Here is a 14,872-nt window from a genome sequence, read left to right as displayed (position 1 = left end):
AACCAACCCTGGACCGACGCATTGATCCGTGGTGACGAAACGTCAAATCGATCGCTGACGCCCTATCTCCCACGACACCGAGCCAGCGCGTATCGTCGCAGCAAGCTGCTGCCCCAGCCGTTGCTCAATCACTGGCTTCCAGGGCACAAGAGAGAAACCCATGCCACCATCGAGCATCGCATAACGCCCGCTGGCAAGCATGACGCTACGCCGGTAGATCCCGGCAACGCGCAGCCCATCCGTGACGGGACGATGCGCCAGGCCGGTTTCGGCGGCAATATCTTTGGCGGCCTGCGCCAGTTCCCGGTCGCGCAGTGTCCCCAGCAGGTTTCGGGCGAGGATCACACTCTGCCCGCGCCGCTGGGCCAGCCCCTGCTCTTCGAGGAAGACGGCGCGCCGCTGCATGGCCTGCTTGGCGTCGCCACCAAAGCCCAGGTCGCCCAATCCCCGACCGCCGCCGATCAGTTGCTGGTCGAGCCAGGTGGCGCCGATGATGCGGGCCTGCCGCTCGATGGGCAGGTGCGATTTCACCTCTACGGCGACACCACCCAGACGCTGCGCGTCGTACTGGCGGCCACGCTCGGCCAGGTCTTCAGGCACCTTCCATAGCCCTTCGGCCACGCGCTCCACGATGCCGGCCCGGCGCAGGGCTTCCAGCCGACGGACATGGGCCGCGACAACCTCCTGCGGATCGCGTCCAGCCTTGGCCCGGCCTTGCTCGATGGCAAGATGATGATCGGTGCGGTACAGGCCATCGCTCGCCAGCGTGGCGATGTTCTTGTCGGCGACCCGCGCCTCGGCGGAACCGCGCACCTCCACCACCGCACCGGTGGGATAGTTCGCCAGTTCGTCGCGGGCGTCCAACGCAACGTAGTGGGCCTTGCCGTCCACGCCGTCGATGACCAGATAACCGCGGCCGTGCAGCTCGTCGGCCAGCCCCTTAGCGGCTACGCGGCCGACGATGGCGCGGCCACCCTCGCCCGGCTCGAACACCGCCAGCTCGCGCGGCTGGCCGCTCATGGCCCGCTGTAGGGCGCGGATGATGTCGCCACGCTCGCCCAAGGCACGCAAGGTTTTCTCGGCATCGGCATGAATGTCCCAGGTGCCGGGCTGTACTTCGTCGGCTAGGCCAAGCCGCTGCAAGCGTTGCAGGCGGCCGATCAGCAGCAGGCGTTGGCGTTGCAGCGCCGGTTCGTTGAAGCGTTCGATCTGCATCCGGCCATCGTCGTCGGCCTCGCGCTGCAAGGTGCGGTCGAGGCTTGTCCACCGCTCTTGTTCCACCTCTCGCTGCAAGGTCTGCTGGATCTCCAGTTTGGTGCGCGGCCCCAGCCATTCCGTTGCCAGTTCGGCGGCGCGATGGCGGAAACCGTGGGCGATGTAGTCGCCGGCGATGATGAGGTCTTTGCCCGTGTCGTCGCGCCCGCGCACGATCAGGTGCGTGTGCGGGCTGTCTGTGTTCCAGTGATCGACCGCCACCCAATCGAGCCGGGTGCCCAGGTCTGCTTCCATGCGGTTCACTAAATGCCGCGTGTAGGTGCACAGGTCGCCCAATTCCGCGCCGTCTTCGGGCGAAACGATGAACCGGAAATGGTGCCGGTCATCGGCGCAGAGTTCCTTGAAAGCGTCGAGGTCGGCTTCATCCGTCTGCGGCCCGTAGGCCCGGCCCGGTTCGCCATCACGGCCCGTGCCGTCGCGCTCGATGTAGCGCAGGTGCTTGGCGAGCGATTGCGGGCTGGCGTTGCGCTGATTGACCAGCAGAGTCTTGATGGTCACACGCCGCGACATGCGGGTGAGCTTTGCGCCGGCAAAGCGTGCCGCCGTATGGCCGCGCCCAAGCCGCGAGCCAGGACGCTGGCCCGTGCGTGCGCCAGTGGGGCGCCGCACTGACGACTTGCCACCACTGACCTTGCCCGCCTGCTTGAGCACCTTGGAAACGAAGCCCTCGCCATGGTTCTTCGGGGCGCTGGGACGCACACGGAAATCGTCGTCGCGGCGGTCGGTCACGGTTGCGCTCCCCGCAAGCTCCGGGGTGTCCTGGCGTGCGAAGCACGCGGACATGCCTGCATTGGCGCGACCCTCGCGCCGAACGCGGCACGGCGGCGAAGCTGCTCCGTGCCGCGTTCCCCCCATGTGCAGACTGGCTTTGCGGTCGGCAAAGTGCCGAACCCTTTTGTCTTGCCTTCCGCCTTTGCCCCGCGCTGTCGCTCCGGGCGTCGGCGGCCCGACGGCGCGGCGCTGCTCGCAGCCAGCGCGCCGGCGAACTCGGCCACGGCCACCAGCCGGGCGCGTTCGAGGCAAGACGCCTGCACGTGGGAAAGCGACGCCGGATGTTGCGCGACGTGCGGTGCGGATGCGCTCGCACGGTACGCGCGACGACACGACGACGGCCAGCAGGACGGCACGCCGGATGGCACGATGAAGCGCAGCGAATCGGCGGCCATCATCGGCGTGCCTCCAGCCAGATCGGATGCGCGATGCCGAGCACGGCGGATGCAGCAACCGGCCCGAAATACCGGCTGTCGAACGACGCCGGATTGGTCGTGCTCAACAGGAACAGCTCGCCCGGTTCGAGGCGGCGGCACTGCGTCCACGACGGCAGCGGCCGGCTCAACCGATCGGCGGGCAGCGCGGTGGCCACCGGCACGCCGTCGATGCGCACGCTACGGCCGACGATGCACACTTCCTGCGGCGCGACGGCCCCGATGCGCTTGAGCAGCGGCACGCGCGTCGGCAGGTAGCCGCGCTGCGCAGCCAGCGCGGCGGCCCCGGCCGGTAGCGGGACGAGCACGATGCTGTCCACGGGCAACGGAGGTGCCAGCGAACCGGCACGGTGGTCGAGCGGTTCGACGCGATACCAGCCGACCGCCACGCTATCGGACGGGTTGTAGGTCAGGCGCGGCAGCGGCGACACCAAGGACGCCCAGGCCAGCGCGGCGAGACCGCAGGCGGACAGGCCCGCCAACACGAGGCGAGCGCGCAAGCGCGAGCGAGGATGCGGCGCGATGCAGGATGGGGAAATGGTCGTCATGGCAGCACCTTCCCGGCCAGCCAGGCGGCGTGCCGCTCGGCGGTGTATGCCGGCAGCGGCAGGCGCGCGGCGAGACGGTTGCCGAGCGTGCGCCAGTACGCGGGCGACACGTCGGCGGGCGCGATGCCCAGCGCCTCGATGGCGTCGAGCTGCGCCAGCACGGCGCGCACGGCGGGTTCGCCTTCGGCCTGCAGCAGCAGGCACGCGCCGGGCAGCACGCCCGGGATGCGCTGCGCCGCGTCCAGCGGCGTGCAAGCCTGCATCACCATGAGCTGCCAGCGGATCGTGCCGTAGTCGTTGGCTTGCCAGCGGATGCGGCAGAACATTGCGCCCGGCAGAAACACCGCGACGCGCCGCCAGCGGTCAAGCCGGATGGTGCGCGCTGGTTCGCCAAAGCGCAGGTAGAGGTTGATGCGCTGCTCGACGTAGGCGAGCGATACGCGGGTCAGTGGTGCGGCGCCGGCCTGGCCGGCGAACACCGCGAGCGATGGCGGCGGGGCAGCCGTGGCCGCCGAGAATTGCGCGTTCATGGTGTCGTCTCCGGAAACTCGCGTTCCAGCAAAGCGCGCAGCAGTTCGGCGACGGTCACCCCCTGGGTGAACGCCGACACCTTGATGCGCGCGCGCATCGCAGGCGTGATGTCGAGGGTCAGGCGCGCGGTGTAGAGGTCGCCTTTCTGGAGGCCGTCCGCATCGCTCTGGCGAATCCACGCCTCGGCGTGCGGGTTCGCGGGCGGACGTGCGCCGATGCCAACGCGCTTGCCGTTGCGCTGGCTCATGTCGGCCACCGCAGCAGCTCGTCAGTCAGCGCGGCGATCTCGCGTGCGGCGGCGCTGTCCGGTGCCGTCTCGCGTGCAAGCCGACCTGCGGCCGCGCTGTCGGCGAAGACGATGCGCTGGCGCACCTCGGCGTGCAGCGCCGGCAGCGGTTGCTCGGCGAGCGACTGCCGCGCCTCGCGACCGATGATGGTGGTGCTGATGCGCCGGTTGATGACGAAGGCCGCCGCTAGCTGCGGCCGGAACACCTGCGCCTCGCGGATGAGCGTCACCATCTCGGCGCTGGCCCACACGTCGTAGGGACTGGGCTGCACTGGGATCAGCACGCGCTCGGCCGCCAGCAGCGCGGAACGCGCCAAGGCGGCGATGCGCGGCGGGCCGTCGATGATGACGTGATCGGCACGGCGGGCCAGCTCCGGCGCTTCCTGGTGCAGCGTTTCGCGGGCGAGGCCCACGGCGCTGAACAGCCGGGGCAAGCCCTGCTGGCTTCTGCGCTGCGTCCAGTCCAGCGAAGAACCCTGCGGGTCGGCGTCCAGCAGGACGACGTGCTGGCCGCGCATCGCCAGTTCGCCGGCGATATGGGTGGCGAGCGTGGTCTTGCCGACGCCGCCTTTCTGGTTGAGCAACGCAACGATCATGGCGCGGCCCTCCGTGCTGGAAAGCCGGCTTGGCCGTGCCGTCTCGTGGTTGTCCACCGAAACGGCGCGCTTCTATCAAAAGTTAGAGATTTGAAGTTAGGGAAGTTAGAGAGGGCCGAAACCCGCGCCATTATTGGCTTTGCGGCGATTCCGCACGCCTGATGGCACGATAGGGACACGCCCGATAGCACGATACCCGGCACGCCTGATAGCACGAGGCCGTCCACACGTTTTCCCGCAGTTACCCCCGTGCCGTCTGTGGCACGGGCCGGAAGGTCAGCAACTCGGCCCCGTCCTCGGGCATGCGCACGATGCCCAGGACGTAGCCCGGCATGGACTGCCGCGCCACCAGGGCGCGCAGGTCGCAGGCGAAGTCGTAGGGCTTGGCCGTGCTGCCCGACTTGCGGTGCAGGTGTTTGAAGTCGAATTGCCAGCCGCCGGGCTGCTTGCCGCCGTGCTTGCGCACCAGGCGGTATAGCCATCGCTCGATGCCGCCGGTCAGCCGGAAATACGCCGGGTCGATGGTCAGCACCAGCGCGGCGTCGAGCACGCCGGCATAGAACCAGTCCGGCAGGATCAGCTCGATGCCCAGCGGCGTGCCGCGGGCGTCGGCCAGCTCCTTCCACTCGTTGATCCACGAGAAGCGATGCAGGCGCCGTCCGGTCGTCTCGCGGATGGAGGTCGCCACGGTGGTCGATTGCAGCCGGTCGAGCGCGGCCTTGAGGCGTTGGTAGTCGCGCAGCGACACCCCGCGCCCGATGAAGCGCAGGATCTCGTAGGGCGTGGCGTGCATCAGGCGCGACGGGCGCAGGCCCGCGTCGCGCGCTTCGACGATCTGCGAAGCGGCCCAAATCAGCACGTCCGCATCCCAAATCGTGGCGATGCCGTGTTCCTGCGTGCCCTCCACGCGGATGGTGACGTTGCCGCTGCGGAAGTCGATCGGCGCCGTGCGCCGCGACTTCGCCAGCGAGAAGAATGGATACGCCATCAGGTCCTGGGCGTCGCGCGGCGCCATGTCGCCCGGCAAGGCGCGGAACAGGTCGAGCTGTTCCCGCTCCCGCGATGGGCTGGACATGGCGATGGCCACCGGCGAGCCGCCGATCAGCGCGCACGGCTGTCAGCCGAGTGGTGCTCGGCATACTCGGGGTCGGACGTGGCCTCGAAACTGCGCTGGTCGGCCCAGGCGTCGAGGTCAGCCACCGCGTACATGACGCGGCGACCGAATTTTCGGAACTTCGGTCCGCCGCCGATCACGCGCTGCTTCTCCAGCGTGCGCGGCGACAGCCGCAGGTACTCGGCCGCTTCGTCGTTGGTGAGATAGCGTTGGGGTTGCGGCGGCGTGGTGGCGGCAGCGGCAGCAGGCCGCAAGGGTGCGGGTCGCATCGGATGAACCTCCATCGGTCAGGAACGCCCGGCCACACAGCGCGACCGGATGGAGGCAGTCTTGGGAAAGCGGCGCGTCCTGCCGAGGGTCGTTTTGCGGCGTGGACGAAACGACCCTCCCCAGGTCATTCGAGCTGTGCAAGGCGGCGGTAGCCGCCGCGCATCAGCGATTGGCCGCGCCGCACAAGACGGCGCACGCGCGAGCGCAGGCCGCCGTCCGTGTACCAGTCGGTGGCCACCGCCTCGGTGCCGAACAGTCCCGCGGCTGTTTCGCGCAAGGACGCGCCCGCAAGGGTCGCGTCGAGCGCCTGCAGGGTGTGGAGTTCCAGCAGTGCGGCGGATGTGGGGCGCGAGCGTGCCGCTGCCGCAGGCACGGCCCCGTCCACCGTTGCCAGTTTGTCCAGTTCGGTCGTGATCGTGCGGTAGCTCGCGCAGGGCGCGGTGCACGCGCGGACGGCATACAGGTAGGCCATGCCATCGGCGAGGCCCGGGGCCAGTGCGAGCCGTACGCAGCAGCCAGGCCAGCGCGCCGTCAGCACCAGGCGCTTGCCGTCGTGGATCAGGTGCTTGTGACCGGGGATGCGCCAGAACTCGAAAGGATGGGCCTCGGGTGGCGGGTCGGCATCCGGGTGGAGGTGGATCACGCCATCGTGATCGGGAAACCAGGCTGGATGCGCATCGCGCGCATCCAGGGCCGGGTCTTCCAGCAGGCGCAGGCCCCAGGCGTGCGCCGCCTCAGGCCGGCGGCGACGGCGCAGCCAGTCGCGCCGGTAGTCGGGATGGCGGCGCAGGTACTCCCAAGCCAGCGCGGGGCCGTCCAAATGCAGCGCGTACAGGTACGCGGCGGTGGGATACCAGGAATCGGTGCTTCGATCAGCCATGACGCGACCTCCTGTCGGGCAGGAACGTCGCCACGGGCCTCGGGCGCGGGATCTACAGCATCACGACATCAATGCGCCATCAGGAGTGCGTAAACTCACGCCGTAACGAGGGGTGTCAAGACCGATCGGCTCCGAAGCCTTGCACGCGTCGTCCGAATGCGACGGCCGCGCAGCCCCAAAAAAGGCGCGCAGCACCGGACACCCTGCCGCAAGCCGCACCGCGCATCATGTCTCTTTCGGTCAGAACCGCGCCTCCATGACACATGAATGCCGATCCAGACCGTAGTCGTCTGGAACTAGACCGAGAAAGACACAATCAGCCTTGGCTAGTCGGGGATCGAGCCATCGCGCTGCGCCAGCCGGACGTACTCCGATAGCGGCCGAGCCGCGTTGAAATACAGGTCACGCAGGACGGGCCGCTGCTGCGGCCCGACGACGGCCGCCAGATCGGACAGCTTGACCGTCCCCAGCGCTGGCATTCCGATGCCGAGGTCGATCAGTCCCCACGCAGTATCGCCATCGGCCGGGTCGAGCGCGGCCAGCAGCCAGGTCGCGTGCGCATCCGGCGTGAACAGCCGCACCACCGGCAGCGGGTCGATGCTCTGGCCGGCGGCGCGTGCCGCGCCGTTGGCAAGCAGTTGCGCGCGCTCGCCAGCGGTGGTCAGCGGCTGGGTCACGGTCAGGAACTCCACGAAGCCGAGGATGCACGGACACGCTTTTCCGTCGAAGCGCGGAACCGCAAAGACGGGTCTGTGTTTTCGTGCAAAAGCATGGATGCGCAAGCCATCAAATCCGTACATGCACGGAAACGCGGAAGCGGAATTGTGGAGGTCTCGAAAAGCACGGATGCGGTTCCCCGATTCTGTCGGAATCCGCCCATGCGGATTTCCGTAAAAGCACGGAAGCGAACCATCGATGAGTTAAAGATAACGTGGTTTTAATTGTCCCGCGACCGGACGCTTCTGTCCATGCAGAAGCGCTCCGTCCAGCCCGGCCGACCGGCCGGCGTCACCACCTTCGATGCCGAGCTGGCCAAGGCTTTCGGCGCGGCGGTGCGTGCGCTCCGTTCGGAGCGCGGGATTGCACAGGAATCATTGGCGAACCTGGCCGGCATCGAGCGCTCCCACATGGGCAAGGTGGAGCGCGGTGAGCACATGCCGACGCTGGCGATCATCTTCAAGATCGCCGGCGCGCTCGGGTGCAGCACGGCAACCCTCATGGCCGCGACGGAAGCCCAACTCGCGGCACCGGCGACGTAGACCGCCGATGGAAGGCGCCCCGCCGCAATGGACGGGGCGCGATGGGCGGCCGTCAGGCCGCCGGCTTGCTGCGCGACCAGATCAGGTCGTGCGTACCTTCCTCGTTCTCGATCAGGCGGGCATAGACCGTCGCCGGGAACGAAGGATCGTCGAGGGTCACGGACAGGTAGTCTCGCCCGGCCTCGCTGGTCTTCTTCCACGCCGCGCCGATGTCGTGGCTGGCCGCCTGGAGGCGGAAGTCGGGGGCGTTCTCGTTGCCGCCCTTGTCGTTGGGAACCAGCTTGACCTTGACGTTGAGCGTCAGGGTGCGGAGCGTGCCGGTGAAGCCGTCTTTCTCTGCGGTGAAGGTGCCGATGTTGGCCATGATGTTTTCTCCTTTCGGGTTGAACAAGGTCGCGCCAGTGCGTCCTTGTTGTGAACCGGCCGGCGGGGGATGGGCGGGCTGCACCGCGCAGCGGTCGCAACAACGTGGAGAACCTGGAAGCGCAAAGAATTTGCTGCGCGAGGAAGCCGCGCAGCGGCGGGGAAATTGTTTGCGCTGGAAGGTTGCGGCCATGAAGCCCAAGGCGCAGCCGCGCCCTCGCCAGGATTCACGACAAGCCAAGGACGCACGGGCCGCCTGTCCCGAATGGAGACATGGCCGACTCGGCATCCCTGCGTGACGGCTGCACTGGCTTGCGCCCTGACGCGGGCAAGGCCAACACGCCAACGACAGACGAGAACGCCCCTTGCCGCAGCGTGCGGCAACGTGTTTGAGGCACGGCGTGGAAGCTCCATAGGGCGAGACCGGATGGCGTGTCGGTGAACCGTCCTTCGCGACGTACAGGCGGTGAACCACCAGCGTCGAGGACGGCACGCTTTCGCACAACCTTCCGCAGCAAGCCGGGGCGTAGCCCCACAAGCCCCGCCCCTTGCGGCGGGCGCCATCGAAACCTTGCCCGCGTCGCGGGCGCCGATTGCCGTCCCGCGCGCAAGGCCGTTGCGCGCTCGCCCCGTCGCCGCCTGATCGAAGGCGGCGACGGGGCGTTTTGCTTTGGATGTTGAAACCGGGCGCGGCCACTGCCGCGCCCGGATTTTTGACCACCGGCCCCAAGGCGGAACGGCTTGGGGCCGGTGCGGGCTATTCCTTCGTTTCGACAATCCACCACTCGGCACGCGGCAAGGCGCGGCCCGTGATGGGATGCAGATCGGTCAGGTCGGCGCGGGCCGTCAAGCCACGAGGCGGACGGTAGCCGCGCACGTCGCCGTCGCCATGCCAGCGACGGGCGCGTACCGTGCCGGGGGCATAGGTCGCCGCCATCCCTGGGCGGCTCGTGGCGTTGCGGCTCAGGGGCGGAATCCTCGACATGAAGCGCCCCGGCCAGAACCGGGGCGCTTGCCTGCAGCCACGGTCACGCGGCCAATGCCTCGGCCTGCGACTGCTCATCCACCACGGTGGCGGCATCCTCCGGCGCTTCGGTATCCGCATCTGTGGCCCCATCTTGTGCGACCTGCTGCGGGCCTTCGGCGTGGAAGATGGCGGGCATCCAGCCGATACCCTCGGCCAACCGTTCCGCTTCGCTGGCAATGTCGGCCTTCTTCAACTTCGCCAGCCGGGTGACGTGCTCAGGCGCGAACTGTCCCACGGCTTCCAGAATCGCCGCCTTCGGCACGTGCCGAAAATAACCCTCGGCGGTCGGTTTCCACCATACGGCCATGTCCAACCCCACGGCTTGCGCCAGTTCCGCACCGGGCTGGCGCTGCACCGCACGCGGCGTCACCGCGTCCACCGTCGCCGCGACACACACGGCCAGCAGCCGCACCAGCTCGTCCTGCGACTTCGCCAGTAGCGCGGTGAACAATTCGGCGCTGTCCTGCGGCAAGGCTTCGCCCGCGACCTTCTGCAACGTGCGCAGCGCCACGGCGGCGGGCGATTCCGGCCAGTCCGGGGCCATGCCTTCCAGCCGGTCCTGCACGGTCAGGCGCAAGCCGAGCGGTAAGCCGTCGCCGTAGGTGTCGGGCTGCAAGACGGTCTGCACCATGCCATGCACCAGCGCGGCCAGCGCCACCTGCGGATGCCGCGCGACTTCGATTTGCAGCGCGGCGGTACGGTGGACGCTCAACCGCTGGGCCAACCGGTCGGACACGGCGGCGGTCCGGGTCTGCTCGGCGTCCTCGCCTTCGTCATCGTTCCCGGCTTCGTTCTCTGCGCTGTCGAAACCCTGCCGCAGGCGTTGCAGTGTGCGCAGCGCCTTGGCCTCCGCCTCGCGCAGCAGGCCGCGATGAATCACGGCTTCGCCTTCGCGGTCCAGCGTGACGATGGCACCGGCCACCGCGCGCACGTCAGGGGCGTAGTCCTGCAAGTCGTCCTCCACGGCTTGCAGTTCCTCGACCACCTGTTCGCGGCGCGATTCCAGCACCCCGGTCTTGTCCTCGTCCTCGGCGTCGTAGGCGTCTTCCAGTTCGGCGTCGATTTTTTCGAGGCGGGTTTGCAGCAAAGCGATGCGTCGGGCTTCGCGGGCGTTCGGTTCGCGGCGCTGGCGCGGCGCGTTGAGGAACGCCTGCCGGTCGGCGTGGCTGATGTGCGGCGTGGCATCCACCCACGCCCAACCCTCGGCGCGCACGTCCTCGGCCAGCGCGTCCAGCTTGTCGCGCACCAGCGTTTCCAGCAGCGTGGCGTCGGTCAGGTAGGTTCCGGCATCGCCTTCGGCGAACAGGTCGCGGCGGATGCCGCCGCCTGCCGCCGCGTATGCGTCCAGTCCGACGAAACGCACCAGCGGATGCGTGGCGTTGATTTCGCGTTCGGTCAGGCGTTCGCGCAGCGCGGACGGGCCGCGCTGCCACGTCGGCGCACCATAAAAGGCGGTTTCCTGCGCGGCGTGGTCGTCGGTGACGGCCAAGGCCATCAACTGTTCCAGCGTCACGGCCTCGGCGCGGTAGTCGGCCAGCAGACGCGGCGACACGTTCGCCAGCTTCAAGCGGCGCTGCACCACCAGCGGGGACACGCCGAAATCGGCGGCAATGTCTTCCACCGGGCGGCCTTCCTTGACCAGCGCGGCGAAGGCGACGAACTGGTCGGCGGGGTGCATGTTCTCGCGCTGCACGTTCTCGGCAAGGCTGACGGTTCGCGCCGAAGCGTCGGCCACCAGCAGGCATGGCACCTCAACGTCTGCGGGGATGCGCTTCTTCTTCGCCAGCAGCTTCAAGGCGGTCAGGCGACGGTCGCCGGCGACGACTTCATACTGCTCGCCATCGGCGGCGGCAATCACGATGAGGTTTTGCAACAGGCCGACGCGGGAAATGCTCGCGGCCAGTTCGGGGATGGACAGGCGCGGGGTCGTGCGCACGTTGCGCTTGGAGCGGCGCGCCAGCAGCCGCGACAGCGGAACCAGAATCAGGTTCTTGGTCGGGTCGGCCACTTCAAGCGCGGTGGTGACGGCGCGGGTTTCGGTTTGGATAACGGCGTTCATGGTGGTATCTCCATTCGATAGCGAAACAACAGCGGGAGGAATGGAGGGGCCGGGATGATGAAAGCCCCTCCGCGTGGGGTTCAGGCTTTCAACTGGCGCAGGCCGTCGGCCAGCAGCCAGAGGGCGCGATTCAGGCGGATGCCGTTGTCGATGCCCTGCACGGGGCGCGTGGTCTGGCGGCGACCGTTGGCCGCGCGGGCGGACAGGCCGCCCTTGATGAGGTTTTCCTGCGTGCGGTTGAATACGCTCCACAGGTCGCCGCGGCTGTCGTCGTGCCGGCGCGGCATCAGGATTTGCGATTCCGTGATGGGCGCGGGCTTGTCCTCGTCGTACTTCAACGCCAGCGCGGCGCGGGCGAAGACTTCGGCCTCGCCGTCGTCCAGCGTGATGGCCTGCATGGCATCGCGGGATGCCTGCGCCCGGTCGAAGCCGTGCAAGACTTCGTAAGCGCCTTCGATGACCTGCGCTGCCACGTCGCCCTTGTGGGGCACGCGCACGTCGGCCACGGTGTCGCCGCAAACGAGGCCGTTCTGGCAAACGAAGCGGAACATGCCGGCGAGCATCTGGTAGCTGCTCGTCCCGTCATGGGAGTTCAGCAGGATGATTTCGTTGGCCTCGCGGCCATTGATCTGGCTGGCATGGCGCAGCCGGATCATGTGCTTGGTGTAGTCGCGGCGGTCGTCCTGCCGAACGCGGGTCTGGCACACCATGAAGGGCTGAAAACCTTCCCTGCGCAGTTCGGTCAGCAAGGCGGCGGTGGGGATGTAGCTGTACCGTTCCGAGCGGCTTTCATGCGGGGCCTCCGCAAAGATGGACGGGGCTACGGCGCGAATTTGGTCGTCGGACAAGGGATATTCCGAGCGCAGCACCGGGGAACGGGAAGCGAAACGGGTTGCGAGTTGCATGGTTTTTCTCCTGACAAGGGGTTTGCCGTTGAAACCGCACACCGGATTCCTAGATTCGGAGCCCGCCTTTCGGCTTTCCGGTGGGGTCGGCGCGGAGACCTGGGCCGGCCTCGTTGCCACCGTCTTTCCTGAGTTCATCGCCCGCGACGGTCAGGAGCGCGCGGACGGAAGCCGTCAAGGAGGAAAGCGTCGGGGTGGTGCGGCCCGCAGCGCAGCGAGGACACGGCCCGGCGCGCCTTGATGGCGCACGGCCACGGGCTACAGTCGCGGACAAGGTGATGAAGTCAGGGGAGACGGCTGGACAGGCAACGGCCGCAGCGTTGGCGCAGACCCCACGCAAGCGAAGCGCGCAGGCCTGGAGCTGGAAGCCGGGCCGAAGGTGTCAGCCGAGCGGAGTGAGGGAACGATGGAAGCCCCAAAGGGGCGAGACTCGCGCAGCGAGGCTCGATGCGCAGCACGACAGCGCGACCCGGCTCGGCCGGGTGACGCCCACTTGCGTTATCGTTTGTAAACGTAGAGAAGGATCATCGACATCGAACAGCAGGGACCATGACGACTGAAACCGCAAAGGAAGACAGCGCGACAAAGGAACGGCTACGACTCGGGCGCGCATTGAGATCCGGCCGCCTGGTTTTTGACAGTGCGGAGAAGTTGCTACACGTGGTTCATGATGGAAAGGTGCTTCACAGTTTCCTCTATGCCTCGCTCTCACCTTCGCAATGGGGCTATGTGTACGAGCGTCATGTCGGTCTACAGTTTGAGGCCGAGGGCTACGCGGTGACCTATCGAGGGCTCCAGTTTGGTTTCGTGGACAACGGCATAGACCTCGTTCTTGAACGCGATGACGAGACCATCTACGTCCAGTGCAAGTACATGCTCGGAAAGCGCATCAGCGCCAATGAAGTTCGCTGGATTCTGCACAAGGCCGATGCATACCTTGCGAAGCAGTACCAAGGTCGCCGACTGCATTTCCATCTGGTGGTTCCAGATTCAAAGAAATGCTTTTCATCGGTTAAGTTGCGGCTCAATGGCATGGTCAAAAAACACTCTACCGCGCGCTACTTCGAGGAGCACAACAATCTCCAGAATCGCGTCAGGCTCAAGGTCGTGGAAGTACCGATGCGACGCCATAGTCGCGAACCCCCTTAAGCCCCCCAGCTAGTACGATTTGTTACTATTGCCAAAATAGACTGGCATGGGGCGGGTTTGCGGCCGTAGCCAGGGGGATCGGAGCTTGGTGCGGCGCATCGGAAGATGTGCGATGCGCCCCTACCCTATCGTCGCGCCCGCCATCAAGAATAAGTACAAGGACTTTGACATGGCCGAGGCGCCCACCGATAAGTTTTCAGCCGGCGAGCAGGGTCTAGGATATATCTACCAGGCGCGTCTTGCGCTGCTACAACTGCTTCAATTGCCGGAAGACACTGCCGTATTCCTAGAAAAGGACGACGACCTCGACTTTATCGACGGCGGCGGCGGCAAGTCCTTGGCCTCACTCAAACACAAGGCTGTCGGCGACAGGTTGACCGACCTGTCCACGGATTTCTGGAAGTCCGTCAACATCTGGCTGGCGCGGTACAAGCGGGACGGCCGCGCTGCGTCGAACCTGCGGTTCTTTCTGTTCACCACCGGCGCAGTATCGACTGGCTCGTTCCTAGCCCGCCTTCTTCCAGATCAGCCCATCGCCTCCAGCGAGGCGAAAACGCTGACCGAATTGGCAGATCTCGCGCTTGCCCAATCGACTTCAAAGCTCATCGCGCCAATCGCCACGGCGTTCAACGAACTGAACGACCCGGAGAAGCAAGATTTTCTCGAACGCATCCTGATCCTCGATGGAAGTCCACGCATCGGCGACATTCCGGCGCTCATAAGGGACAAGCACATGCGAAGCGTCCGGCGCGAGCACCGGGAGTACGTCTTCGAACGGTTGGAGGGCTGGTGGACGGACACGGTGATCAATCAGTTGACTGGCGCCAAATCGGAAGGGATCTTCGGCTACGAAGTTTCGGACAAGCTCTCAAACTTCGCCGAAGAATACAAGGCAGACAATCTGCCTATCACCTTCCGTGGAAAGATGCCCTCCGACGAGATCGATACTGATGCCGACCCACGCCTGTTCGTGGCGCAACTGCGCGAGATCGGCATTTCCTCCAATCGGATCAGGAGCGCGATTCTGGATTACTACCGAGCGTTTGAACAACGATCGGCCTGGGCGCGCGAGAACCTGCTTGTGTTGGGAGAGGTCGAAGAGTACGAAGATCGCCTCACCGATGAATGGGGTCGTTACAAGGATGTCGCTTTCGAGAAGCTGAAGGACGACAGCGGGGAAGAAGCACTGCGCGAAGCCGGCGCGACCCTCTACAACTGGGCAGAATTTGAGACTGGGAAGATCGAATCCCTACGCATTCGCGCGCGGGTGACGGAGCCCTATGTCCTTCGCGGCAGCTTCCACATCCTAGCGGATGCCACGCCCGAGCCTAAGGTCTACTGGCATCCCAGATTCCTCGACCGCCTTGGCGCTGTGCTGGGGGTGGCCTCGTGAAACGATGGGATC

General features: G+C 66.6%; 16 protein-coding genes. 3 read left to right on the top strand and 13 right to left on the bottom strand.

Annotated features, from left to right (window positions below; translation table 11 throughout):
* Positions 1-42: 42 nt before the first annotated feature.
* From BN1263_RS16005 to BN1263_RS15965, 9 genes are all read right to left on the bottom strand, one after another.
* Positions 43-2,004 (bottom strand): relaxase/mobilization nuclease domain-containing protein, encoded by a 1,962-nt coding sequence (locus BN1263_RS16005; protein ID WP_058982702.1) that lies wholly within the window; start codon positions 2,002-2,004, stop codon positions 43-45.
* A gap of 436 nt (positions 2,005-2,440) precedes the next feature.
* Positions 2,441-3,028 carry a S26 family signal peptidase gene (locus BN1263_RS16000; protein WP_058982503.1) on the bottom strand — a complete coding sequence of 196 codons (588 nt, stop codon included), beginning with the start codon at positions 3,026-3,028 and terminating at the stop codon, positions 2,441-2,443.
* Positions 3,025-3,558 carry a DUF2840 domain-containing protein gene (locus BN1263_RS15995; RefSeq protein WP_058982501.1) on the bottom strand — a complete coding sequence of 178 codons (534 nt, stop codon included), beginning with the start codon at positions 3,556-3,558 and terminating at the stop codon, positions 3,025-3,027. Before BN1263_RS15995 ends, BN1263_RS16000 begins: the two co-directional genes overlap by 4 nt.
* On the bottom strand, positions 3,555-3,806 hold the full coding sequence (locus BN1263_RS15990) for a hypothetical protein (RefSeq protein WP_058982499.1): 252 nt from the start codon (positions 3,804-3,806) through the stop codon (positions 3,555-3,557). Before BN1263_RS15990 ends, BN1263_RS15995 begins: the two co-directional genes overlap by 4 nt.
* Positions 3,803-4,441, bottom strand: coding sequence for a ParA family partition ATPase (gene parA, locus BN1263_RS15985; RefSeq protein WP_058982497.1), 639 nt, complete (start codon positions 4,439-4,441; stop codon positions 3,803-3,805). Before parA ends, BN1263_RS15990 begins: the two co-directional genes overlap by 4 nt.
* Positions 4,442-4,682: 241 nt before the next feature.
* A complete protein-coding gene (locus tag BN1263_RS15980; RefSeq protein WP_058982495.1) occupies positions 4,683-5,528 on the bottom strand; it encodes a replication initiator protein A in 846 nt (281 codons plus the stop codon).
* 14 nt (positions 5,529-5,542) lie between these two features.
* The gene (locus tag BN1263_RS15975) at positions 5,543-5,824 is read right to left on the bottom strand and encodes a helix-turn-helix transcriptional regulator (RefSeq protein ID WP_058982493.1); all 282 of its coding nucleotides are present in this window, start codon (positions 5,822-5,824) and stop codon (positions 5,543-5,545) included.
* A 125-nt stretch (positions 5,825-5,949) separates the two neighbouring features.
* Positions 5,950-6,705, bottom strand: a complete 756-nt coding sequence (locus tag BN1263_RS15970; protein WP_058982492.1) for a DUF2285 domain-containing protein — start codon at positions 6,703-6,705, stop codon at positions 5,950-5,952.
* A gap of 326 nt (positions 6,706-7,031) precedes the next feature.
* The gene (locus tag BN1263_RS15965) at positions 7,032-7,487 is read right to left on the bottom strand and encodes a DUF2958 domain-containing protein (protein WP_448226389.1); all 456 of its coding nucleotides are present in this window, start codon (positions 7,485-7,487) and stop codon (positions 7,032-7,034) included.
* 186 nt (positions 7,488-7,673) lie between these two features.
* On the opposite strand from BN1263_RS15965, the gene BN1263_RS15960 reads away from it, so the two are divergent.
* Positions 7,674-7,964: a helix-turn-helix domain-containing protein gene (locus tag BN1263_RS15960; protein WP_023436024.1), complete on the top strand. Its 291-nt coding sequence runs from the start codon at positions 7,674-7,676 to the stop codon at positions 7,962-7,964.
* A gap of 52 nt (positions 7,965-8,016) precedes the next feature.
* On the opposite strand, the gene BN1263_RS15955 is transcribed toward BN1263_RS15960, so the two are convergent.
* The 4 genes from BN1263_RS15955 to BN1263_RS15940 all read right to left on the bottom strand — a co-directional run bounded on the left by BN1263_RS15955 (position 8,017) and on the right by BN1263_RS15940 (position 12,318).
* Entirely contained in the window at positions 8,017-8,328 is a 312-nt protein-coding gene (locus BN1263_RS15955) for a DUF736 domain-containing protein (protein ID WP_058982490.1), read from the bottom strand.
* 756 nt (positions 8,329-9,084) lie between these two features.
* On the bottom strand, positions 9,085-9,264 hold the full coding sequence (locus BN1263_RS15950; RefSeq protein ID WP_448226388.1) for a hypothetical protein: 180 nt from the start codon (positions 9,262-9,264) through the stop codon (positions 9,085-9,087).
* A gap of 91 nt (positions 9,265-9,355) precedes the next feature.
* Positions 9,356-11,362 (bottom strand): ParB/RepB/Spo0J family partition protein, encoded by a 2,007-nt coding sequence (locus tag BN1263_RS15945; RefSeq protein ID WP_448226387.1) that lies wholly within the window; start codon positions 11,360-11,362, stop codon positions 9,356-9,358.
* 131 nt (positions 11,363-11,493) lie between these two features.
* Positions 11,494-12,318: a DUF932 domain-containing protein gene (locus BN1263_RS15940; protein ID WP_058982486.1), complete on the bottom strand. Its 825-nt coding sequence runs from the start codon at positions 12,316-12,318 to the stop codon at positions 11,494-11,496.
* A gap of 549 nt (positions 12,319-12,867) precedes the next feature.
* On the opposite strand from BN1263_RS15940, the gene BN1263_RS15935 reads away from it, so the two are divergent.
* Both BN1263_RS15935 and BN1263_RS15930 read left to right on the top strand, forming a co-directional pair.
* Positions 12,868-13,467 (top strand): restriction endonuclease, encoded by a 600-nt coding sequence (locus BN1263_RS15935; protein ID WP_058982483.1) that lies wholly within the window; start codon positions 12,868-12,870, stop codon positions 13,465-13,467.
* A gap of 112 nt (positions 13,468-13,579) precedes the next feature.
* Entirely contained in the window at positions 13,580-14,860 is a 1,281-nt protein-coding gene (locus BN1263_RS15930) for an ABC-three component system protein (RefSeq protein ID WP_260832977.1), read from the top strand.
* Positions 14,861-14,872 lie beyond the last annotated feature (12 nt).

This window comes from Stenotrophomonas thermophila (genome assembly GCF_001499715.1).
Classification (GTDB): Bacteria; Pseudomonadota; Gammaproteobacteria; order Xanthomonadales; family Xanthomonadaceae; genus Stenotrophomonas; species Stenotrophomonas hibiscicola.
The sequence above is the reverse complement of the archived record's forward strand: the minus strand, read 5'-3'. Positions and strand labels throughout refer to the sequence as shown.

Coding starts and splice junctions, on each gene's coding strand:
- parA (WP_058982497.1), bottom strand. CDS start 4,441: ATGATCGTTGCGTTGCTCAACCAGAAAGGCGGCGTCGGCAAGACCACG.
- BN1263_RS15995 (WP_058982501.1), bottom strand. CDS start 3,558: ATGAACGCGCAATTCTCGGCGGCCACGGCTGCCCCGCCGCCATCGCTC.
- BN1263_RS15955 (WP_058982490.1), bottom strand. CDS start 8,328: ATGGCCAACATCGGCACCTTCACCGCAGAGAAAGACGGCTTCACCGGC.
- BN1263_RS15935 (WP_058982483.1), top strand. CDS start 12,868: ATGACGACTGAAACCGCAAAGGAAGACAGCGCGACAAAGGAACGGCTA.
- BN1263_RS15990 (WP_058982499.1), bottom strand. CDS start 3,806: ATGAGCCAGCGCAACGGCAAGCGCGTTGGCATCGGCGCACGTCCGCCC.
- BN1263_RS15960 (WP_023436024.1), top strand. CDS start 7,674: ATGCAGAAGCGCTCCGTCCAGCCCGGCCGACCGGCCGGCGTCACCACC.
- BN1263_RS15970 (WP_058982492.1), bottom strand. CDS start 6,705: ATGGCTGATCGAAGCACCGATTCCTGGTATCCCACCGCCGCGTACCTG.
- BN1263_RS15975 (WP_058982493.1), bottom strand. CDS start 5,824: ATGCGACCCGCACCCTTGCGGCCTGCTGCCGCTGCCGCCACCACGCCG.
- BN1263_RS15940 (WP_058982486.1), bottom strand. CDS start 12,318: ATGCAACTCGCAACCCGTTTCGCTTCCCGTTCCCCGGTGCTGCGCTCG.
- BN1263_RS15930 (WP_260832977.1), top strand. CDS start 13,580: ATGCGCCCCTACCCTATCGTCGCGCCCGCCATCAAGAATAAGTACAAG.
- BN1263_RS16000 (WP_058982503.1), bottom strand. CDS start 3,028: ATGACGACCATTTCCCCATCCTGCATCGCGCCGCATCCTCGCTCGCGC.
- BN1263_RS15950 (WP_448226388.1), bottom strand. CDS start 9,264: ATGGCGGCGACCTATGCCCCCGGCACGGTACGCGCCCGTCGCTGGCAT.